Source organism: Gordonia caeni (assembly GCF_039537105.1).
GTDB lineage: Bacteria > Actinomycetota > Actinomycetes > Mycobacteriales > Mycobacteriaceae > Gordonia > Gordonia caeni.
Window position 1 is genome coordinate 59,184 of record NZ_BAAAZW010000007.1, and the last position, 21,347, is coordinate 80,530.

At 68.0% G+C, this 21,347-nt stretch carries 19 protein-coding genes; 8 read left to right on the forward strand and 11 right to left on the reverse strand.

Translation table 11 applies throughout. The features are described from left to right. Nucleotides 1-2 precede the first annotated feature (2 nt). Nucleotides 3-1,748 (reverse strand): 2-oxoglutarate dehydrogenase, E2 component, dihydrolipoamide succinyltransferase, encoded by a 1,746-nt coding sequence (gene sucB / locus ABD732_RS12635; RefSeq protein WP_344784218.1) that lies wholly within the window; start codon nucleotides 1,746-1,748, stop codon nucleotides 3-5. A 209-nt stretch (nucleotides 1,749-1,957) separates the two neighbouring features. Then, nucleotides 1,958-3,484, reverse strand: a complete 1,527-nt coding sequence (locus ABD732_RS12640) for a leucyl aminopeptidase (RefSeq protein ID WP_344784220.1) — start codon at nucleotides 3,482-3,484, stop codon at nucleotides 1,958-1,960. Nucleotides 3,485-3,557: 73 nt separating this feature from the next. On the opposite strand from ABD732_RS12640, the gene gcvT reads away from it, so the two are divergent. Together gcvT and ABD732_RS12650 are read left to right on the forward strand one after the other, a co-directional pair. Further along, on the forward strand, nucleotides 3,558-4,667 hold the full coding sequence (gene gcvT / locus ABD732_RS12645) for a glycine cleavage system aminomethyltransferase GcvT (RefSeq protein ID WP_344784222.1): 1,110 nt from the start codon (nucleotides 3,558-3,560) through the stop codon (nucleotides 4,665-4,667). 58 nt (nucleotides 4,668-4,725) lie between these two features. Then, nucleotides 4,726-5,826, forward strand: coding sequence for a branched-chain amino acid aminotransferase (locus tag ABD732_RS12650; protein ID WP_344784224.1), 1,101 nt, complete (start codon nucleotides 4,726-4,728; stop codon nucleotides 5,824-5,826). A gap of 19 nt (nucleotides 5,827-5,845) precedes the next feature. On the opposite strand, the gene ABD732_RS12655 is transcribed toward ABD732_RS12650, so the two are convergent. The 3 genes from ABD732_RS12655 to ABD732_RS12665 are packed head-to-tail and all read right to left on the reverse strand — an operon-like array spanning nucleotide 5,846 to nucleotide 9,053. Further along, complete coding sequence (locus ABD732_RS12655; protein ID WP_344784226.1) at nucleotides 5,846-6,640, reverse strand: adenosylcobinamide-GDP ribazoletransferase; 795 nt, start codon at nucleotides 6,638-6,640, stop codon at nucleotides 5,846-5,848. After that, nucleotides 6,630-8,375 (reverse strand): nicotinate-nucleotide--dimethylbenzimidazole phosphoribosyltransferase, encoded by a 1,746-nt coding sequence (cobT, locus tag ABD732_RS12660; RefSeq protein ID WP_344784228.1) that lies wholly within the window; start codon nucleotides 8,373-8,375, stop codon nucleotides 6,630-6,632. The genes ABD732_RS12655 and cobT overlap by 11 nt, the downstream gene beginning before the upstream one ends. Before the next feature lie 6 nt (nucleotides 8,376-8,381). Further along, nucleotides 8,382-9,053, reverse strand: coding sequence for a DUF3043 domain-containing protein (locus tag ABD732_RS12665; protein WP_344784230.1), 672 nt, complete (start codon nucleotides 9,051-9,053; stop codon nucleotides 8,382-8,384). Between the two features lie 280 nt (nucleotides 9,054-9,333). On the opposite strand from ABD732_RS12665, the gene ABD732_RS12670 reads away from it, so the two are divergent. Both ABD732_RS12670 and ABD732_RS12675 read left to right on the forward strand, forming a co-directional pair. Continuing rightward, a complete protein-coding gene (locus tag ABD732_RS12670) occupies nucleotides 9,334-9,684 on the forward strand; it encodes a HesB/IscA family protein (RefSeq protein WP_344784232.1) in 351 nt (116 codons plus the stop codon). A gap of 112 nt (nucleotides 9,685-9,796) precedes the next feature. After that, nucleotides 9,797-10,768: a carbohydrate kinase family protein gene (locus ABD732_RS12675; protein ID WP_344784234.1), complete on the forward strand. Its 972-nt coding sequence runs from the start codon at nucleotides 9,797-9,799 to the stop codon at nucleotides 10,766-10,768. Nucleotides 10,769-10,818: 50 nt separating this feature from the next. On the opposite strand, the gene asnB is transcribed toward ABD732_RS12675, so the two are convergent. After that, entirely contained in the window at nucleotides 10,819-12,744 is a 1,926-nt protein-coding gene (gene asnB, locus ABD732_RS12680) for an asparagine synthase (glutamine-hydrolyzing) (protein WP_344784236.1), read from the reverse strand. A gap of 299 nt (nucleotides 12,745-13,043) precedes the next feature. On the opposite strand from asnB, the gene ctaC reads away from it, so the two are divergent. Beyond that, nucleotides 13,044-14,225: an aa3-type cytochrome oxidase subunit II gene (gene ctaC / locus ABD732_RS12685; RefSeq protein ID WP_344784238.1), complete on the forward strand. Its 1,182-nt coding sequence runs from the start codon at nucleotides 13,044-13,046 to the stop codon at nucleotides 14,223-14,225. Beyond that, nucleotides 14,222-14,638 carry a cytochrome c oxidase subunit 4 gene (locus ABD732_RS12690; RefSeq protein ID WP_344784240.1) on the forward strand — a complete coding sequence of 139 codons (417 nt, stop codon included), beginning with the start codon at nucleotides 14,222-14,224 and terminating at the stop codon, nucleotides 14,636-14,638. The genes ctaC and ABD732_RS12690 overlap by 4 nt, the downstream gene beginning before the upstream one ends. Nucleotides 14,639-14,702: 64 nt before the next feature. Here the strand turns inward: ABD732_RS12690 and ABD732_RS12695 are convergent, their stop codons facing one another. Next, nucleotides 14,703-15,068: a VOC family protein gene (locus ABD732_RS12695; RefSeq protein ID WP_344784242.1), complete on the reverse strand. Its 366-nt coding sequence runs from the start codon at nucleotides 15,066-15,068 to the stop codon at nucleotides 14,703-14,705. Between the two features lie 95 nt (nucleotides 15,069-15,163). Between ABD732_RS12695 and ABD732_RS12700 the strand changes: the two genes are divergently transcribed. Beyond that, nucleotides 15,164-16,159 (forward strand): helix-turn-helix transcriptional regulator, encoded by a 996-nt coding sequence (locus tag ABD732_RS12700; protein ID WP_344784244.1) that lies wholly within the window; start codon nucleotides 15,164-15,166, stop codon nucleotides 16,157-16,159. A 130-nt stretch (nucleotides 16,160-16,289) separates the two neighbouring features. Here the strand turns inward: ABD732_RS12700 and qcrB are convergent, their stop codons facing one another. Genes qcrB through ctaE form a run of 4 tightly spaced genes read right to left on the reverse strand, consistent with a single transcriptional unit; the run spans nucleotide 16,290 to nucleotide 20,676 of the window. After that, nucleotides 16,290-17,921, reverse strand: a complete 1,632-nt coding sequence (gene qcrB, locus ABD732_RS12705) for a cytochrome bc1 complex cytochrome b subunit (protein WP_344784246.1) — start codon at nucleotides 17,919-17,921, stop codon at nucleotides 16,290-16,292. Further along, nucleotides 17,918-19,072 (reverse strand): cytochrome bc1 complex Rieske iron-sulfur subunit, encoded by a 1,155-nt coding sequence (gene qcrA / locus ABD732_RS12710; protein ID WP_344784248.1) that lies wholly within the window; start codon nucleotides 19,070-19,072, stop codon nucleotides 17,918-17,920. The genes qcrB and qcrA overlap by 4 nt, the downstream gene beginning before the upstream one ends. Then, nucleotides 19,069-20,007: a cytochrome bc1 complex diheme cytochrome c subunit gene (gene qcrC, locus ABD732_RS12715; RefSeq protein WP_344784250.1), complete on the reverse strand. Its 939-nt coding sequence runs from the start codon at nucleotides 20,005-20,007 to the stop codon at nucleotides 19,069-19,071. Before qcrC ends, qcrA begins: the two co-directional genes overlap by 4 nt. 60 nt (nucleotides 20,008-20,067) lie before the next feature. After that, a complete protein-coding gene (gene ctaE / locus ABD732_RS12720; protein WP_344784252.1) occupies nucleotides 20,068-20,676 on the reverse strand; it encodes an aa3-type cytochrome oxidase subunit III in 609 nt (202 codons plus the stop codon). Nucleotides 20,677-20,954: 278 nt separating this feature from the next. Here ctaE and ABD732_RS12725 point away from each other — a divergent pair, with 278 nt between their 5' ends. After that, the gene (locus tag ABD732_RS12725) at nucleotides 20,955-21,341 is read left to right on the forward strand and encodes a hypothetical protein (RefSeq protein ID WP_344784254.1); all 387 of its coding nucleotides are present in this window, start codon (nucleotides 20,955-20,957) and stop codon (nucleotides 21,339-21,341) included. Nucleotides 21,342-21,347: the final 6 nt, after the last annotated feature.

A 21,347-nucleotide genomic window follows, 5' to 3' on the forward strand; every position in this document is an offset into this window, starting at 1 on the left:
GACTACACGCCCAGGTCGGCGGCGAACTCGCCGCCCTCGAGGCGCTGACGCACCGTGGTGAGGAAGCGTCCGGCGTCCGCGCCGTCGATCAGCCGGTGATCGTAGGTCAGCGGCAGGTACGCCATCGACCGCGCCGCGATCGATTCGGTGCCGTCCTCCGCGGTCAGCACCACTGGGCGCTTCACCACGGCACCGGTGCCGAACATGGCGGCCTGCGGCGGCACCAGGATCGGGGTGTCGAACAGGGCGCCCTCGCTGCCGATGTTGGTGATGGTGAAGGTGCCGCCGGCGAGCTCGTCCGGGCGCAGATCGCCCGAGCGGGCACGCGCGGCGATGTCGGCGATCGCGCGGGCCAGACCGGCCAGCGACAGATCGTCGGCGTTGTGGATCACCGGCGAGAGCAGCCCCTGCGGGGTGTCCACCGCGATGCCCAGGTTGACGTGGGCGTGGTAGGTGATCTCCTTCTTGGCCTCGTCGATCGACGCGTTGACGTTCGGGTGGATCTTGAGCGCCTCGACGACCGCCTTCGCGAAGAACGGCAGGTAGGTCAGGTTGACACCCTCGGCGGCCTTGAAGCCGGCCTTGGCCTGCTTGCGCAGGGCCGCGACCTTGGTCAGGTCGGCCTCGTGCACCTGTGTGAGCTGGGCGCTGGAGGCGAGCGACTCGCGGGTCTTGGCCGCGGTGATCTGCCGGATCCGGTTGATCTTCTGAGTGGTGCCGATCAGCGCGGCCAGCTCCGAGCGTGCGGCCGGAGCGGACTGAGCCGGGGCGGCGGACCGGGCGGCCGGAGCGGCGGCGGTCGGCTCCGGTGCGGCGGGTGCCTTGGCGGCCTCGGCGGCGGCCAGGACGTCCTGCTTGCGGATACGGCCACCGACACCGGTACCGGTGACGGTGGACAGATCGATGTCGTTCTCGGCGGCCAGCTTGCGCACCAGGGGAGTCACGTACGGGGTCGACTCGAGGTCGGTGGGCTCCTTGGCAGGCGCCGACGCGGCGGCCGGTGCCTCGGCCTTCGGTGCCTCCGCGGGCGGCGTCGGTGCGGCCGGAGCCGGAGCCGCGGGGGCGGGAGCCTCTTCTTCCTTCGCGGGGGCTTCTTGCGCGGGGGCTTCCTGCTTGGGAGCCGGGGCGGCCCCGGCCTCGCCGATCACGGCCAGCCGACCGCCGACCTCGACCACGTCATCGGTGTCGGCGACGATCTCCAGCAGCACGCCCTCGAACGGGGACGGGATCTCGGTGTCCACTTTGTCGGTGGAGACCTCGACGAGCGGCTCGTCGACGGCGACGCTGTCGCCGACCGCCTTGAGCCAGTTGGTGACGGTGCCCTCGGTGACAGACTCGCCCAGCTCGGGCATGGTCACGTCGTTGCCGCCGGCAGAGCCGGACGAGGTGCCGCTGTCCGACGAAGCGGCGGGGGCCGCTTCGTCCGCCGGTGCGGCGGCGGGTTCGGGTTCGGGCTCCGGCTCGGCTTCGGCAGCCGGTTCCGGGGCAGCGGACCCGGAGGAGGCCTCGTCGGCGTCGCCGATCACCGCCAGCTCGCCGCCGACCTCGACGACGTCGTCTTCCTGGGCGACGATCTTGACCAGCACACCGCTGACCGGAGCGGGGATCTCGGTGTCGACCTTGTCGGTCGAGACCTCCAGCAATGGTTCGTCAGCTTCGACCGTGTCGCCCTCGCTCTTGAGCCATTGGGTGACGGTACCTTCGGTGACACTTTCACCCAGTGCGGGCATCTCAACGGAGAAGGCCATTGCGTGTTGCTCCCTATTTCAAGTCGTGAACTTGTGTGCCGGTCGACGGCCCGGCCGGGTACGGCTTGCCGCCTCGTGCTGCTGTCAGGCACGGGCGACACGCGGCACGTGCCATCCGTGAGCCGACGGGTGTGTCGGCGCCTGGGACAAACCCTACCCTCTCCGCCGGAGCCCTTTCGGGGACTACGTGCTTACCGGTGAGTACGGTTTCAGCCCTTGTCGGCGACGTCTTCCAGGACGGCGATGAGCGTCCGGACCGGCACGCCGGTGCCGCCTTTTCCGGTGTAGCCGTACGGGCTGGACGAATTGAATGCCGGCCCGGCGACGTCGACGTGCGCCCAGCCGATGTCGTCGGCCACGAACTCACGCAGAAACATTGCGGCAGAAAGCATCCCGCCCCAGCGGTGGTTGGTCACATTCGCCAGATCGGCCACTCGCGAATTGAGGTCCGCGCGCAGCTCGGAGGGCATCGGCATCGCCCACCCGTTCTCTCCGGCCGCCTGCGAGATCGAGGCGACCCGGTCACGGAATTCGTCGGTGCCGAGCACGCCCGGAGTGCGGGTGCCCAGGGCGACCATCTGCGCGCCGGTCAGCGTGGCGGTGTCGATCAGGTAGTCGGGCTGGTCCTCGCAGGCGCGCACGATCGCGTCGGCCAGAATCAGGCGTCCCTCGGCGTCGGTGTTGAGCACCTCCACCGTGGTGCCGCCGTACTGGGTCAATACATCACCGGGGCGCTGAGCGGTGCCCGAGGGCATGTTCTCGGCCATCGGCACCGTCGCGGTGACGGCCACGTCCAGCCCCAGCTTCGCGGCGGCGACGACGGTGGCGATCACCGCGGCCGCACCGCCCATGTCGGAGGTCATCTGCTCCATGCCGGCGGCCGGCTTGATGGAGATGCCGCCGGTGTCGAAGGTGATGCCCTTGCCGACCAGCGCCACCTTCTTCTCGGCGCCGGACGGGGCGTAGGTGAGTCGCACCAGGCGCGGCGGGCGCGAGCTGCCCTGGCCCACACCCACGATGCCGCCGTAACCGCCGTCGGCGAGGGCCTGCTCGTCGAGGATCTCGACCGTCAGGCCGGCCGCGCTCGCCACGTGCTTGGCGCGCTCGGCGAATTCGCCCGGGAACAGGTGGCTCGGCGGGGTGTTGACGAAGTCGCGGGCCAGCGCGACTGCGTCGGCGACCACGACGGCGTGAGCCAGATCGGTCTTGGCCTGTTTGCTCTTCTGCGGCACCAGCAGCGAGATCTGGCTCGGCGGCACCGATTCCGGGCGCGACTTCTCCGAGCGGAAGTCGTCGAAGCGGTAGGCGCCGAGGTAGAAGCCCTCGGCGGCGGCACCCAGATCGGCGGCCGAGAGGGTGGAGACCACGGGGCCGGCCCCGTCGAGGGCGCGGATCGCGTTGCCTGCGGCTTGACGGAGGTTCTCGGCGTCCTCGGCGTCGTCGGCCTTGCCGAGCCCGACGCCCACCACCAGTCGCACCGGCAGCCCGGCGGGAGCGGGCACCGAGAACACCTGTCCCTGAGAGCCGGTCGCCTTGACCGCGCGCAGCGCGGCGGTCAGTGCCTCGGCGGTCTCGTCGTCGAGCAGGTCGTCGGTGACGAGCAGAGTGGGGTCGGTGTCGTCGTCGCCGTCGGGGGCCATCAGGCCGATCACCAGGACGTCGTCGTTCTTGGTCAGGCCGGTCGCCAGCTCCAGGCGAGGGCCTCGGTCGCGGTCGATGATGTCGTTGCTGCTCACGCCGAACCACTCTGCCACAGGGCGGCAGACGCCGGGGGCCTCGACGTACCCGGCCTCGCGATACGGTGAGCGCATGACCGAACTGCTCGCCGGACCGATCGCCGACCGCCACGCCGCCCTGGGTGCGACCTTCGCCGAGTTCGGCGGCTGGGACATGCCCGTCTCGTACTCCGGAACCGGAGCCGAGCACCAGGCGGTGCGCGAACGCGTCGGGCTGTTCGACGTCAGTCATCTCGGGAAGGCGCTGGTCTCCGGGCCGGGCGCCGCGGCCCTGATCAACGACACCCTCACCAACGATCTGACCAAGATCACCCCCGGTAAGGCGCAGTACACGCTGTGCTGCAACGAACGCGGCGGCGTGATCGACGACCTGATCGCCTACCTGGTGAGCGACGACGAGGTCTTCCTGGTGCCCAACGCCGCCAACACCGCCGCCGTGGTCGCGGCCCTGGCCGACGCGGCCCCCGCCGGTGTCGAGGTGGCCGACCAGCACCGCGACTACGCGGTCTTCGCCGTTCAGGGGCCGCAGGCGCAGGCCGTCCTGGAGGCTCTCGGGCTGCCCGCCGACATGGATTACATGGCTTTCGAAGACGCGGACCTGCAGATCGACGGTGTGGTCCATCCGGTCCGGGTCTGCCGGAGCGGATACACCGGTGAGCGCGGCTACGAAGTGCTGCCCCGCTGGGACGCGGCCGGACCGGTCTGGGATGCGCTCCTTGCCGAGGTGACGGCCCGCGACGGCCTGCCCGCGGGACTGGGCGCCCGCGACACCCTCCGGACCGAGATGGGCTACGCCCTGCACGGGCACGAGTTGAGCGAGGACGTCAGCCCCCTGCAGGCGCGCAGTGCGTGGGCCGTCGGCTGGGACAAGCCGGCCTTCTTCGGTCGCGAGGCGCTGCTGGCCGAGCGTGAATCGGGCCCGTCCAACCGCCTGGTCGGGTTGCGCGCCAACGGCCGCGGCGTCCTGCGTGCCGGTTGCACGGTGCACTTCGCCCCGGGCGGCGAGACGATCGGCGAGTGCACGTCGGGCACCTTCTCGCCGACGCTCAAGGCCGGGATCGCATTGGCCCGGGTCGATCGCAACGCCGGACTGCGTGCCGGTGACGAGGTGACCGTCGACGTCCGCGGGCGCGGGGTGCCCTGCACCGTGGTGAACCCCCCGTTCGTCGAGAGCCACGTCTGATCACCCCGCTCCCAACGGCGGGAGAAAGGCGATTGCACGGCGGCGCTATTCTTGTGCAATGACCCTGGAGTTCATCCACACCGATCATCCCCATCCCGTCTCGGACGGCAGGCGCGCAGAGATTCTGCAGGCGCCGGGCTTCGGCAACCACTTCACCGACCACATGGTGTCGATCGACTTCGACCGCGACCGCGGCTGGCACGGTGCGCGGGTGACCCCCTACGGGCCGATCGCCCTGGATCCGGCGGCCATGGTGCTGCACTACGCCCAGGAGATCTTCGAAGGGCTCAAGGCGTACCGGCAGCCCGACGGTTCCATCGCGGCCTTTCGGCCGGAGGCCAACGCTCAGCGATTCGTCACCTCCGCCGAGCGACTGGCGATGCCCCCGCTGCCCGTCGAGGACTTCGTCGGCTCACTGCGCGCGCTCCTGTCGGCGGACGTGGGGTGGGTTCCTGCGGCCGGCGGTGAGGAGGCGCTGTACCTGCGGCCGTTCATGTTCGCGACCGAGCCCAGCCTGGGAGTCCGGCCGTCCGACCAGTACCGCTACGTCGTCATCGCCTCGCCCGCCGGTGCCTACTTCTCCGGCGGCGTGAAGCCGGTCAGCGTCTTCCTGTGCACCGAGTACGTCCGCGCCTCCCCGGGCGGCACCGGTGCGGCCAAGTTCGGCGGCAACTACGCCGCCTCCCTGCTGGCGCAGGCTCAGGCCGCCGAGGAGGGCTGCGACCAGGTGGTCTGGCTGGATGCCGTCGAGCGCAACTACATCGAGGAGATGGGCGGGATGAACCTGTTCTTCGTCCTCGGCGAGGGCTCGGATGCCGAGATCGTCACCCCCGAACTGTCCGGCTCGCTGCTGCCGGGCATCACCCGCGATTCGCTGCTGACTCTCGCCGCCGACGCCGGCTACCGCGTGTCCGAGCGCCGGATCTCCACGGGCGAACTGCGTGAGGGTGTCGCCTCCGGTGCCGTCACCGAGGTCTTCGCCTGCGGCACCGCCGCGGTCATCACCCCGGTCGGTCGCGTGAAGAGCGACACCGACGACTATCTGATCGGCGACGGCACCACCGGGGAAGTGACCCAGGCCCTCCGCGACACCCTGACCGGTCTGCAGCGCGGCACCTTCGCCGATACCCACGGCTGGATGACGACCCTGCACCCCTGAGCGCGAGCATCTGGCGCCCTCAGAACAGGAGTGCCACCAGCGCGACGGTGGTGGACAGTTCCAGGGTGGCGCCGAGGACGTCGCCGGAGGTACCTCCCATCCGGCGCGCGCAATGGCGCGTGAACGCATAGGCGCCGACGGACACCACCGCGAGGGCGATCAGTGCCCGGACAGCGGGGACCCAGTCGAAAGCCCCTGCGCCGCTGGGCGCGTCGAGCCATCCGGCGCCGACGGCGAGCACCGCCGACAGGACGGTCCACACCGCGATCGACGTGCGCTGCGTGCCTGCCACCAGCGCGCCGAAGCCGTCGGCGTTCGCCGCGGCCAGCGCACGCCGGCACGCGATCACCACGGTGTACCGGCCCAGGAATATCGCGAATGCGATGGCGTACCAACGGCTTTCGACGGTGAGGTAGCCGATCGCGAGGGCTTGCAGCAGGAGTGTCAGCACCAGGGCGGCAGTCCCGAAGGGACCGATGTCGCCAGACCGCATCACGGCCCGCACCCGTTCGGGGTCGCCGTAGCAGCCCAAGCCGTCCGCGGTGTCGGCCAGCCCGTCCACGTGCATGCCGCGCGAGATCAGCGCGCCGAAGACCACGCACAGCGCGCCGATCACCAGCGCCGGGAGGGCCGTGTGGTGCAGACCGAAGGCGATGGCGGCGGCGGCGCAGCCCAGAAGCAGCCCGAGGACCGGGACCGCCGCGATCACGCGGGCGCCGTCGGTGCGGTCGGGTGGTGACGGCGGCTGGGGGACCGGCAGCACCGTCAGCCAGCTCGCCGCCAGGTGGAGTCCCCGAGGCCGGTCAGGAACCATCGTCGACGCCGGCGTCGCCGAAGGTCGCCATGTCGATCAGGATGTCCACCGCGTCGGCGACCACCGGCAGCGCGGTCGCCGCCCCGGACCCCTCACCGAGGCGCATCGACAGGTCGAGGATCGGTTCCAGACCGAGCTCGGCGAGAGCGAAGCCGTGGGCGGGCTCGGTGGAGCGGTGTCCGGCGCACCACCAGGCGCTGGCGCCGGGAGCCAGTGAGTTGGCGACCAGCGCCGCCGAGGTGACCACCATGCCGTCGAGGATCACCGGCGTCTTTCGCAGAGCGGCCTGCGCCAGGAAGCCGGCCATGGCAGCCAGGTCCGGGCCGGCGACGGCGGCGAGCAGCGACAGCGGATCGTGACGGTGGCGGCGCCCGAAGCGCAGGCCGTCCCGGATCGCTGCGGTCTTGCGGATCCATCCGGCGTCGTCGACGCCGGTGCCGCGGCCCACCACCACGACGGGTTCCTTGCCGGTGATGGTGCCGGTGAGCACCGCGGCGGGAGTGGTGTTGCCGATCCCCATGTCACCGGCGATCAGCAGGTCGGCGCCCGCATCGACCAGGTCGTCGGCGACGGCGCGGCCGGCGGCGACCGCCCGGCGCGCCTCGGCCAGGGTCATGGCCTCGCCCCGGCGCAGATCACCGGTGCTGCGGCGCACCTTGTACCGGGCGACGACGGGGTCTGCGTCGTCGGAGTCGACCGACATGTCGAGCACCTGGACCGCGGCTCCGGCGCGGCGGGCGAGGACGTTGATGGCGGCCCCGCCCTCGGCGATGTTGGTGACCATCTGTGCGGTCACCTCCGGCGGGAACGCCGAGACGCCCTCGCGGGCGACACCGTGGTCGCCCGCGAAGACCACGATCTGCGGTGACCTGATGGCCTTCGGCGGGCAGACGCCCTGGCACGAAGAGATCCAGACGCCGATGTCCTCCAGACGGCCGAGGGAGTTCGGGGGTTTGGTGAGGGTGAGCAGACGACGGCGGGCCGACTCGGCGACGTCCTCGTCCGGCAGGTCGACCACCTCGAAGACCTCGGCGTCGGTGGGATCGAGTTCACGTCGCGCTGCGGTCTCGGGAATCTTTGGCGCTTTGACCGACCCCTGAGGTCGCTCCGAGCGCCCAAGCTCTTCGGGCTCGGGGTTTCGGGCCGGTGATCTCGTCTCCGCTCGATCATCGGGGAGAGCAGTTCGATCGGCGGGGAGAGCAGTTCGATCGGCGGGGAGCGGGGCGAGGATGCGGCCTGCCACCACCAGCTCGACGTTCTCGCAGGCCCCGGCGACAGCCGCATTCACGGCGCCCAGCAGATCCTGGAAGCGGCGGCCGGTGGCGGTGGCGGGCACCACCGACAGTCCCACCTCGGGGCTCACGATCACCAGTTGCCCGCGGAACTCGGCGACGGCGTCCCGGAGCTCGGTGATCTCCGCGGCCAGGTCCACGGCCTCGTCGTCCCAGGCATCCGCGGCATCGAGGAGACCGGTGACCCAGTTGCCGAGATCGTCGACCAGGGTGGCGGCGTCGGGGTCCGCGCGCAGCAGTCCGGCCAGATCGAGGCTCTCGACGGTGGTGTAGCGCGCACCGCGGCGGTCGCGATGCGCCTGCACTCGCTCGGACCAGGCCTGATCGTCTCCGGTGGGGACGGCGCCGGTGGCCAGATAACGCACGTGGGATGGCCCGGCGAGCAGCGACTCGGCGCGGGCGGACTTCCCCGAGCGGGTCCCGCCGAGGACCAGCGTGCGCATCGTCGGTTAGACCTCGTCGCCGACGGACACCCGCGGGCGCGGCGCCCGCATCATCCGCAACTGCATGGCGCGGGTGAAGGAGTAGAAGCCCAGGCGCAGACCGCCATCGGTGCTCTCCGGGAACCGTTCCCGGACCCGCTTGTTCACCATCCGGCCCAGAATGTAGGAGTCCACCAGCATGAAGAGCACGAACGCCAGCATCAGAAAGTTGATGTAGAAGGCGAAGGCGGGCATCATCATCGCGACGATCAGCACCACCGCGAACGGCATGAACAGGCCGGCGAAGTTCCGCCGGGAATCCACCAGGTCACGGGCATACGCGCGGACCGGACCGCGGTCGCGGGCGATCATGTACTTCTCATCGCCGGCCATCATCTTCTCGCGCTGCTCGGTGCGGACCTTGCTCCGCTCGGCGCGCAGTTCTTTGCGCTCGTCCTTGGAGAGCTTCGACTTCTCGGCCTTGCGGCGGGCGCGGGCCTCGGCGCGGGTGGTCGGCGGCGGGGCGACCGGACCGGAGCGGCGGGCCTGCGCATCGCGGCGCTTGGGCGTCGGACGGCCCTTGCCCGGGGTGGTTCGGGCGGGCTGGACCTTGGCATCCGCGGATTGCGCGGAGGCGGCGCCATCCGAGGCGGCGGTCTCATCGGCGTTCTCGGTGCCGGATTTCCAGGGCAACTTCACGCTCACGAGCTTAGGGCATGTCGCGAGGGCTCCGGTGAGCGCCTGGACAGAGCCCGGAACCGTGGCCGGCGGCGGGTGAACGCTGAGGTCGACCCCGGCGGAATCGGACATCCGGGATCGACAATCTCCCAGAGGCGAATACTGGGGGAATAATCCGGTGCGGAGTACGGTTGACTCCGACGGCTACGCATCGTCGGCCGGGGATACCGGCCGCAGGTGTGTCGTCGATGAACGGAAGGCCCTGAAGGTAACGGCCTTCGTGCCACGAGAGGGAGCACTAATGACCGTCCAGAACGAGACCGCACAGTCGGATGTGGTCCTCACCGATTCCGCGGCCTCCAAGGCCAAGGCGCTGCTCGACCAAGAGGGTCGCGACGACATGTCCCTGCGGATCGAGGTTCAGCCCGGTGGCTGTGCCGGTCTGCGTTACCAGCTCTACTTCGACGACCGCAGCCTCGACGGCGACGTGGTCCACGAGTTCGGCGGCGTGAAGCTGGCCGTCGACCGGATGAGCGCGCCGTACATGAAGGGCGCCACCATCGATTTCGTCGACTCGATCGAGAAGCAGGGCTTCACCATCGACAATCCGAACGCCACCGGCAGTTGCGCCTGCGGCGACTCGTTCAACTGAGTCGATAAGCTCCGCCGGGCGCAGCTCCGCCCGGCACCGAACTTCCGGCCGTCTGTCCCCTGAACCGGGGGCAGGCGGCCGGAGTCGTCTGCGACCTGATTATCGTGGACGAATGTTCATAGCCGTTTGCGGGTCGCTGGCGACCGACCACCTGATGAAGTTCCCCGGAAAGTTCTCCGAACAGTTGCTGAGCGACCAGCTCGAGCACATCTCGCTGAGCTTCCTCACCGAGGACCTGCTGGTGCGCCGCGGCGGTGTCGGCGGCAACATCGCCTTCGCCATCGGGGCACTCGGCGGCAATCCGCTGCTCATCGGCGCGGCGGGAGAAGACTTCGCCGACTACCGCGAATGGCTCAGCGAGCACGGCGTGGACTGCCGCGGCGTCCGGATCTCCCGCACCCAGCACACCGCGCGCTTCACCTGCACCACCGACGAGACCATGGCTCAGCTGGCCTTCTTCTACCCGGGGGCGATGTCCGAGTCGCGCTCCATCGACGTCACCGAGGTCTTCGACGAGACGGGTCGGCCCGACCTGGTCCTGGTGGCTCCCGACGACCCGGAAGCGATGGTCCGCCACACCGAGCTGTGCCGCGATCACGGCATCCCGTTCGCCGCCGATCCGTCGCAGCAGCTGGCGCGGCTGGACGGCGACACCGCCCGCAACCTGATCTCCGGTGCCAAGTATCTGTTCACCAACGAATACGAGTGGGGCCTGCTGCTGCAGAAGACCGGCCTGACCGCTGACGACGTCGCCGGACTGGTCGAGGTGCGCATCACCACCAAGGGTTCCGGTGGCATAGACATCGTGCCGTCGACGGGGGAGGCCCTGCACGTGCCGGTGGTCCCGGTGGTCGACCAGCTCGACCCCACCGGCGTGGGCGACGGCTTCCGCGCGGGCTTCCTGACCGGACTGTCGCGGGGTCTGCGCTTCGAGCGCGCCGCACAGTTGGGTGCCATGGTGGCCACGCTGGTCCTGGAGTGCGAGTCGACGCAAGGCTGGATCTGGGAGCACGAGTCCGCCGTGGAGCGGATTCGCGGTGCGTACGGCGACACGGCGGCCGCCGACATCGCAGCCGTTCTGTAGGACGCTTCTGGAGGGCGTTGAGGACGCCCGCTACCGGCGCGTCGCCCCGGTCAGAGACGCACGGGGTACTGGTGCTCCTCGATCTGCGGATCGATCGAGCCGTCGACGAAGATGCCGTACCAGATCATGAAGCACAGGACCGTCCAGATCCGGCGGCTGTTGTCCACGGTGCCGGCCCGGTGCTCGTCGAGCATCTGCAGCACGAACTGCTTGTCGAAGATGTGATCGGTGTCGGAGTCGACGATCACCTGACGGGCCCAGTCGTACATCTCCGGGCCGGCCAGCCAGTGGCGCAGAGGGACGGGGAAGCCGAGCTTCTTCCGGTGCAGGACGTGCCCGGGCACGATCTGCTCGAGTGCCTTCCGCAGTGCGTACTTGGTGGTGCCGTGTGCGATCTTCTCGTCGAACGGCAGGCCCTCGGCGACGGCGAACACTTCCTTGTCCAGGAACGGCACGCGCAGTTCCAGCGAGTTCGCCATCGTCATCTTGTCGGCCTTGACCAGGATGTCTCCGCGGAGCCAGCTGAACAGGTCCAGATGCTGCATGCGGGCCACCGGGTCCATGCCCTCGCTGTCGGCGTAGATCGGCGCCGTCACGTCGGTGTGCGTCCACTCGGGCCGGTAGTCGCGCAGGACGCGGCGCAGACGCTCGTCGTCGAAGCTGCGGGCGTTGCCGTAGTAGCGCTCCTCCAGGGTCTGCGAACCGCGGTGCAGGAGGCTCTTGCCGCGGGTGCCCTCCGGGATCCTCTCCGACAGCTTGCCCGCCGCGCGACGCAGGCGGGGGCCGAGCTTGTCGAAGGACTTGAGCGACAGGGGCTCCTTGTAGATGGTGTAGCCGCCGAAGAGTTCGTCGGCGCCCTCTCCGGACAGGACCACCTTGACGTGCTTGCGGGCTTCGGCCGCCACGAAGTACAGCGGAACCAGCGCGGGATCCGCCACCGGGTCGTCGAGATACCAGATGATCTTCGGGATCGCGGAGATGTACTCCTCCGGGCTGACCACCTTCACGATGTGGCGGGCGCCGATGGCCTCGGCCGACTCTGCGGCCACGTCGATCTCCGAATAGCCGTCGCGCTCGAATCCGGTGGTGAAGGTGATCAGGTCCGGATTGTGCTGGATGGCCAGGGCGGCGATCGCCGTCGAATCGATGCCGCCGGACAGGAACGAACCGACGGTCACGTCCGCGCGCATGTGCTTGGCCACGGAGTCGCGCAGCACCTCGGCGATCTCGTCGTACCGGGCCTGGTCGCCGTCGCGCTGGAACGGCCGGATGGAGAACCGCGGCTTGAAGTAGCGGGTGGTCGCCGGCTCGCCGCCGGCGGAGAGGGTGGCGTATGTGCCGGACTCGAGCCGGCGGATGTTCGCGTGCAGCGACTCGGGTTCGGGTACGTACTGCAGCACGGTGTAATGCTCGATCGCCCGCGGATCGAGCGTGTGGTCCAGCTTCAGGCTGTCCAGAAGTTGCAGAAGGCTCTTCTTCTCGCTGCCGAAAGCGGTGCCGCCGGGCCCGGTCGCGAGGTACAGGGGCTTGATTCCGAAGGGATCGCGTGCCAGGAACAGCTTCTTGTCCACCGTGTCCCAGATGGCGAAGGCGAACATGCCGCGCAGCTTGCGGACCACCTCCGGGCCCCAGTGGTGAAAACCGACGACGATGGGCTCGCCGTCGCCTTCGGTGTGGAACTCGGCGCCGAACTCTTCCTGGAGTTCCTTGCGGAGCTCCAGGTAGTTGTAGATTTCGCCGTTGAAGGCCAGCGCGTAGCGCTCGGGCTGCTCCGGCGGGCCCCACACCAGCGGCTGCGGCGAGTGCTCGATGTCGATGATCGACAGGCGGTTGAAGCCCAGGACGAGGTCCTGGTCGTTCCATGTCAGCGCATCGTCGGGGCCGCGGTGGCGCATGCAGTGCGAGCTCTCGGCGACCAGTTCGATGAGCGACGGGGCCGAGCCGTCACCGGTGAGCATTCCGAGTAGTCCACACACGTTTCCGGTGTCCTTCGATCGCGAGGTTCGGGGGGAACAGTGGGTGCTCGCGTGCGCGAGGACCGCCCGTCCACTATGCCGCAGAGCGGCGAGCCCGGGCGAACTCGCCGCGGTGCGCCGGAGGCGGTCAGGCCCTTTTCCCAGGTCCGATATCTCCGGTGACACGACCGGGTGCCCCAATCGCGACCAGTTCGCCTCGTTGGTCTACGCTGCGTAGTACTAGGTGCGAGAATGTTCTGCAGCGAGTGCTCCTCGTTATGGAATCCTCGCGCGAAACAGCTCCCTGTCAGCAGGAAGGCGTGAAATTGACTCACGGTGGACGTTCGTCGGCCCGGCGCAGCCCTAGTGCGTCGCGCACGGTGAAGAGAGTCGCGGCGCTCAGTGGGTTCGCGCTCACCGCGCTGTTCGTAACCGGGTGCAGCCCGGAAGAGGCGGTGCGCTTCGGTTGGCCTGCGGGTGTCACCCCCGAGGGCAAGAGCATGCTCCTGCTGTGGCAGTGGGCTGTCATCGCAGCCCTCGCGATGGGCATCCTCGTGTGGGGTCTGATCTTCTGGACCATCACCTTCCACCGCCGGAAGAAGAACCACGACGTCCTCAAGAACACCGACGCAGAGGCCGAGTTCCCGCGGCAGACCGGCTACAACGTGCCGCTGGAGCTGGCGTACACCGCGATTCCGTTCGTGCTGATCGCCGTACTCTTCTACTTCACCGTCATCACCCAGAACACGGTGGAGAAGCGGGAAGACAACCCGGCCGTCGTCGTCGACGTCACCGCCTTCCAGTGGAACTGGAAGTTCGGTTACAAGTCGGTCGAATCGAACGACGGTGCTCTGCTGATCGATCCCAAGGACTCCAAGAGCGGCAGCCCCTTCGATCTGAAGATCAAGGACTACTACGAGCACGAGGGCGAGCAGGAAGAACTGATGGGTCCGGCCGGCGGCCGTAACCAGGACGTTCGCGACTACCTGGCCTTCGATCAGATCGAGGTCCTCGGCACCTCCTCGGAGATCCCGATCCTGCTGCTGCCGACCAACAAGCGTATCCAGTTCGACCTGGCCGCGGCGGACGTCATCCACTCGTTCTGGGTTCCCGAGTTCCTGTTCAAGCGTGACCTCTTCCCGTTCCCGGAGCAGAACCACCAGGACCCGAGCTTCCAGATCAGCGAGATCGACCGCGAAGGTGCCTTCGTCGGGCGCTGCGCCGAAATGTGCGGCACCTACCACGCGATGATGAACTTCGAGGTCCGTGCGGTGAGCCCGCAGGTCTTCGACGCCTACATCAACTGGCGCAAGGCCAACCCGGACGCCACCAATGCCGAAGCGCTCACGGCGGTCTGCCAGGAGCCGGAGTCGGTGGTCACCGTGCCGTTCGACACCCGCCGCGTGGCCACCACCGACACCCCGGAGTACCTGGGTGACGCCACCAACACTTCGACCCTGGGCAAGGGCTGCACGCCCGCAGAGGGAGTGAACCTGTCATGAAGATCGAAGCGCGAATCTTCGAGGCCATCGCCGTCTTCTTCATCGTCGTCGGCGTGATCTACACGGTCGCAACGCACTTCTATTACACCGGCGTGGAATGGGCCGGCGCCGCCTGCCTGTTCTTCTCGGCGATCCTGGCGCTCCTGGCCGGCACCTACTTCCGGTTCGTCGCCCGCCGCGTGGAGATCCGCCCGGAGGACTACGACGACGCCGAGATCGAAGACGGTGCAGGCGAACTGGGCTTCTTCAGCCCGCACAGCTACTGGCCGATCATGGTCGCCGCCGGCGCCACCCTGTTCGCGATCGGCTTCGCGTCGTCGAACTTCTGGTTCGCCATCGCCTCGGTGGTCGTGATCCTCGGCGCGGTGACCGGTCTGGTCATGGAGTACCACGTCGGCCCGGAGAAGCACTGACCTCCGGCACCCTCGACTGACGACGAGCGGCCGCCCTCCGATTCCGGGGGGCGGCCGCTCGCATTCAGTCCACCGGGGAGACCCGGATCAGGTTGCCGTCGGGGTCCGCGATCACGAAGGTCCGGCCGAAGACGGCGTCGTGCGGCTTCTCCACGACACGGACTCCCTTCGAGCCCCACCTCGTGAAGAGCTCGTCGATCGCGGTCGTTGCTCCCGGCACCATCAGGCCGACTTCGCTTGTGCGAGGGGTGCTCGGGACGGACTGCTCGCTGTAGCCCGTCCACAGCGCGAACAGGACACCGGGGGCGACCTCGAAAGCCACGTAGTGGGGGCTGATGAAGGTCGGTTCGATCTCGAACAGAGCGCCGTAGAAGGCGGTGGCGGCCTCGGCGTCGCGGACGCCGATCAGGAACAGGTTGGGTGCGGGCATGGAGCTCTCCTCAGATCGTCGAATTCTCGGTACCGCTCCAATTGATCGCGTCATCGCGACAGAACCTGTCACCTTTTCTGCAAACATCGATCAGCATGAAGGCTTCGCGACTGTTGCACCTCCTCCTGCTTCTGCAGACCCGTCAGCGCATCACCACCACCGAACTCGCCGAGCGTCTGGAAGTGTCCCGGCGGACGGTGCTGCGGGATGTCGAGGCCCTCTCGACCGCAGGCGTGCCTGTCTATGCCGAACGCGGGCGAAACGGCGGCATCGTCTTGCTCCCCGGTGCACGGCTCAACGCCTCCCATTTGGAACCGCCAGAGCTGGAGGCCCTTTCCGTAGCAGGTTTGGACAGCGCGCAACTCGAGCGCATGGGCCTGTCTGCGGTGTGGGAGTCGGCTGCGCGCAAGATCGCCGCCCGGCAGGCGGCAGCACCCGGGACGCCGAGCCTGCGGCCACTGGCGGACCTCGTGCTGGTGGACAGCACCGCGTGGTTCGCCGACTCGGAGGCAGCGGTCGACGTATCGGACCTGGCCTCGGCCCTGCGACGCCGGCGTCGGTGGCGAATCCGATACCGTCGCAGCGCCGAGAGTCAGCCTTCGACGCGGGTGGTCGATCCGTACGGGATCGTGGCGAAATCAGGTCGCTGGTATCTGATCGCCGATGATCAGGGGGATGCTCGGCTGTTCGCTCTGGAACGACTCTCGTTCTACGAACAGCTCGAGGCGGCGGCTGTTCTGCGGCCAGGTGAGACCCTCCGCACCAGATGGGCCGAGTTGAAGGAACGCACCGAGGAGCGAAGTCGCGTGAGTGTGACCGTCCGGCTGCCGGAGAACCGCCTCGACCTGGCGCGGCGCATCCTCGGCAGCCGCATCCACGATGTCTCCGACCCGGAAACCGGCTGGTGCACCGTCGTCGTCGGTTACCCCGACATCGAGTCGGTTCGTCAGCTCCTCCAGTTCGGCGACCACATCGAGGTCCTCTCCCCACCGGTGGCCCGCGAACGCGTCCGTCAGCTCGCCGGAGACCTGGTGGAAAGGCACTCGGAGCCGCCCCGACAGAAGTCGTGTCCCGCACGCGGAGCGGACTGAACACCGGTGGGGGAGGAGAGTGGTCTCGACTTCGCTCGATCGGCGTGTCGACTCCACCGGTGTAGGAACGCCGGAGACGACGATGGCCGCCCCGCGGTATGCGGGACGGCCATCGTCGTCGTTGCGGTGGCTACTCGTCGTCGTCGGCGAGCGGGTTTCCACCCTTCGCCTGCAACTCCATGAGTGCCTTCTTCTCGGCCGAGTGCTGATCGTGCTCGATCTGCACGTTCTCCTCCTGCTGCTCCGGCGGATCCGCGGTCAACAGCGATCCGGTACCCGGAGCGCCGGCGGCGCCGAGCTTGTTCATCCGCTTGGGCAGTGGAGCGCCCTCGTAGGGGAGCGGGATCGGGTGTCCATGGCTGTCCACCGGGCCCAGCGGCTGGTGGATCTCGATGTACTCACCGATCGCCTCGCGGCGGATGATGCCGGTCTCGATACCGTGCGCCAGGACATCCCGGTCGCTGCGCTGCAGCGAGATGGCCCACCGGTAGGTGATGAAGTAGACCAGCGGCGGCAGGACGATCAGTCCGATCCGGCCCGCCCACGTGGTCGCGTTCAGCGAGATGTGGAACTTCAGGGCGATGATGTCGTTCATACAACTCACCGTGAGGATGATGTAGAACGTCAGGGCCATCGCACCGATCGCAGTCCGGACCGGAGCGTCACGCGGACGCTGCAGCAGGTTGTGCGGAGCCTTGTCACCGGTGAGTGCCGACTCGATCCACGGATAGGCGAACAGCAGCGCGAAGATCACACCGATCACCAGCACCACCCAGAAGATGGCGGGGATGGTGTAGTTGCCCAGATAGAGCTCCCACGCCGGCATGAGTCGCGCGAAGCCGTCCGTCCACATCATGTAGATGTCCGGCTGCGATCCGGCTGAGACCTGACCCGGGTTGTACGGGCCGATGTTCCAGACCGCGTTGATCTGGAAGACGCCGGACATCAACGCCAGAGCACCGAAGGTGATGGCGAAGAACGCTCCGCCCTTGGCCGCGAAGACAGGGAGGATCCGGACGCCGACCACGTTGTTCTCGGTCCGGCCGGGGCCGGGGAACTGGGTGTGCTTCTGGTACCAGACCAGCGCCAGGTGAGCACCGATCAGCGCCAGGATGATGGCCGGGAAGATCAGCACGTGCAGCACGTACAGGCGCGGAATGATGATGTCGCCCGGGAAGTCGCCGTTGAACAGCGCGAACTGCACCCAGGTGCCGATCAGCGGAATGCCGAGGACGATACCGCTCATGGCGGCGCGGACGCCGGTGCCCGACAGCAGGTCGTCCGGCAGCGAGTAGCCGAAGAAGCCCTCGAACATGGCCAGCAGCAGCAGGAACGAACCGATGACCCAGTTCGCCTCACGCGGCTTGCGGAACGCTCCGGTGAAGAAGATCCGCATCATGTGGATGATGATCGAGGCTGCGAAGAGCAGTGCCGCCCAGTGGTGGATCTGTCGCACGAACAGGCCGCCGCGGACCTCGAAGGAGAGGTCCAGGGTGGTTTCGTATGCGCGGCTCATGGTGACGCCGTTGAGGGGCAGGTACGCACCTTCGTAGGTGACGTGCGCCATCGACGGATCGAAGAACATCGTCAGGTAGACGCCCGACAGCAGCAGGATGATGAAGCTGTACAGGGCGAGCTCGCCCAGCAGGAACGACCAGTGGGTCGGGAAGACCTTGTTGATCTGGCGACGGACGCCGGCGGCCATGCGGTACCGGACATCCGCCTCTTCTGCCTGCGTCGCGAGGCGGTCGGCGATCGTCATGACTTACGCTCCCAGAATGCAGGTCCGACGGGCTCGATGAAGTCGCCGTTGGCGACCATGTACCCCTGATTGTTCACCGAGATCGGCAGCTGAGCGAGGGCACGGGCGGCCGGTCCGAAGATCGGCTTGGCGTACTCGAGCGCGTCGAACTGCGACTGGTGGCACGGGCAGAGAATCCGGTTGGTCTGCTGCTCGTACAGAGAGGTCGGGCAACCGAGATGGCTGCAGACCTTGGTGTAGGCGTAGTAGTCGCCGTAGTTGAAGCTCTCCTGCCCCTGACGCTTGATCACCTTGGCCGCATCGGCGGGACGCAGACGGATCAGCATGACCGGGTTGCGGACGGCGCGCAGGCTCTGGAGGAGGTGGTGCCGTGACTCCTCGGTCTCGCCGTAGCCGTCGGAGACGCGCCACGGGAAAACAGTCTCCATGGCGCCGGCGTCGAGGTCCTCGGGCCGGACCAGGGCGACCTGGTACGGGTTGCCGGTGTCGCGACGCAGGAAGACGGTCTCATTCGGGTCGGAGGCCGGGTTGTGGATCGGCGACCAGCCGGTCTGCCACAGATCGTCCTTGGGATCGGCCCACGGATTCTTGATGAACCCGCCGATGGCGGCGATACCGCCGGCGAAGGCGAGCGCACCGAGACCGAAACCGGCCGAGCCGAGAATCATCTTGCGACGAGGCAGGGTGGAGGTGGTCAGCGAATCGTTGAGCTCGGCGACCAGGGTCTTCTGATCGACGGCGGCCGACGGTCCGTCATGGCGCTGCTGCACCGAGATCTCGGCCGGGATGAACCGCTTGGTCAGCTGAATGACACCGAAGCCGAAGCTCAGGATGGCCAGACCGAAGGAGACGCCCAGAGCCGGGGTGTAGAACGTGTACGCCCAGTACCCGTCCTGGTTCGGCATGGTGAATTCCCAGCGGTTCCAGATGAACAGCGCGAAACCGGCCAGGGAGAACAGGCCCGCGAGCACGAACCAGGTGGCGACGATGCGCTCGGAGCGCTTCTCCGCCTTGGTGTCCGGGACCGGGTTCCGGGGCTCGCGGTAGATGATCTCGACATCGTCCAGATTGGTACCGAGCTGGACCAGTTCGTCGTTGGACATCGAGTCGAGCTGGTCGTCCGACGGGACGTCGTTACTCGTTGCGCTCAATTTCGTGATCCAATCCACATCGCACCGGCGACGATCGCCGAAATACCGACGACCCACATGACCACGCCTTCCGAGGCGGGGCCGAAGCCGCCGAGGCTGAAGCCGCCGATCGGGTTCGAGGAGTCGGCGTAACGGATGAAGCCGATGATGTCTTTCTTCTCATCGACCGACAGCTGCCGGTTGGAGAACTTGGGCATGTTCTGGGGGCCCGTGAGCATCGCCGTGTAGAGCTGCTGCTCGTTGACATCCGTCAGCGGGGGAGCGTACTTACCGCTCGAGAGCGCGCCGCCACGACCGGTGAAGTTGTGGCACGAGGCGCAGTTCAGGCGGAACAGCTCGGAGCCGCGGCCGAGGTCGTCGCCCTGCAGGGACTCCATCGCGAGGACCGGCATGCCGTTCTCGTCGCGCTTGAGGTTGCCGTCGCTGTCGTGGTCGTACATGACGCGCGGGCCGCCGCCCATCGCCTGGATGTAGGCGCCGAGCTGATCGATCTGGGCCTGGGTGAACTTCTCGGTCTTGCGGGCGGCCTGGGCCTCACCGCGAGCGGCCGGCATACGGCCGGTGGAGACCTGGAAGTACACCGCGGCGTCACCGACACCGAGCAGGTTGGGACCGCGGTCCTCCACGCCCTCGAGGTTGGTGCCGTGGCACGTGACGCAGGAGGTCTCGTACAGCTGCTTGCCGGCGGCGACGAGCTCAGCGGAGGTGGGCTCGGCGGTGGCGACCTGAGGCTTCGGGGTGAGCAACCCGGCCAGCAGTCCGGTGGCCAACAGTCCGAACATCAGGAAAGCGGTGGCACCGGCGCGGCGGCGCAGCTTGCGGCGCGACTTGGCGCGGCGCGCGTCGGTCTTCGCCGGCCCGGCGTTCGTCACGCGCTCTGCGGAGGCGTCGTCGCCGTCGAGCGGCTGCGACGAACTCGGTGGAGATGATCTCATCGGTGTCTCTCTACTAAGCGATTGGGCTGCTACTTCAATGTCTACTCGGGGCGGCCGGGTCTATTGCACGAAGTAAATGACGACGAACAAGGCGATCCACACGACGTCGACGAAGTGCCAGTAATACGACACCACGATCGCCGCGGTCGCCTGGGCCGGAGTGAACTTCGACAGGCGCGTGCGGATCAGCAGGAGGACGAAGGCGATCAGACCGCCGATGACGTGCAGGCCGTGGAAGCCGGTCGCCATGTAGAAGGTGGAGCCGTAGGACGACGACGACAGGGTCACGCCCTCACCGACCAGCTGGAAGTACTCGTAGCTCTGACCGGCGACGAAGATGGTGCCCATGACCAGGGTCAGGGTGTACCAGCGGCGGAGACCGAAGACGTCGCCCTTCTCAGCGGCGAAGACACCCAGCTGGCAGGTGACCGAGCTGAGGATCAGGATGGTGGTCACCGGGATCGCGAGCGCCAGATTCAAATGCGCAGGCGGCTGCGGCCACTCGACTGAATTGGCCCGCGCGACGAAGTACATCGCGAACAGGCCGGCGAAGAACATCAACTCGCTCGACAACCACACGATGGTGCCGACGCTGACCATGTTCGGCCGGTTCAGCGAGTGCACACGCGAGGAGATGGCGGTTCCTGAGGTACCCACGGCGCTAGTCACATCAAGAAGTATGACGGTTCGTAGTAAGCCGTGGCCACTCGGGTCCCAAATTGGTCCGAAACGATTGTGTCGATGCTGGTCCAGGCGTTTCGGACGGACCACTTCGGGCGTGTCTCAGCAGCCCCTGTTCGGTGTTCCGTGGACGTCCCGTCATGCTCATGGTGCCGGGCCGGGCTGAGGGGAGCCTGAAAGGCCGCAGACCGGACAGTGTGAGTGCAAGCGAAGCCGTGCGATAGGAGTGACTGGTGGGGCGATGGTGGCGCCGGAGCAGGAAGGCGGTGCGCGACGCGGCCGAGGAGCTGACCCGTGCCGAGGTGCTGGTCGCATGTCACGACGAGACCGTCTCGTCGTCGGAGGCGCTCACCGGCGCCGGATTCGACAGGCCTGACGAGGTGCTGCTGCGTCATCTGCTGTTCGTCGACGCCGATCGGCGCGAGCCGGTCCTGGCGCGCTGCGGGATGGACGGATATGTGGAAGCCCCCGCGCTGCCGTCCGATCCGTCCGCGCCGGCCGGCCGGATCGCCGTCGCGGTCGCGCGTCTGCAGCGCGTTGATGCGCGGACCCTGTCTCAAGAGCGGGCGATCATCGGCTCCATGACGGCCAGGCTGGGCGGTGAGTCCGGCGGCTGGGCCGTCCTGGCCGCCCCCGACTCCGGATCCGCGTGAGCGCGG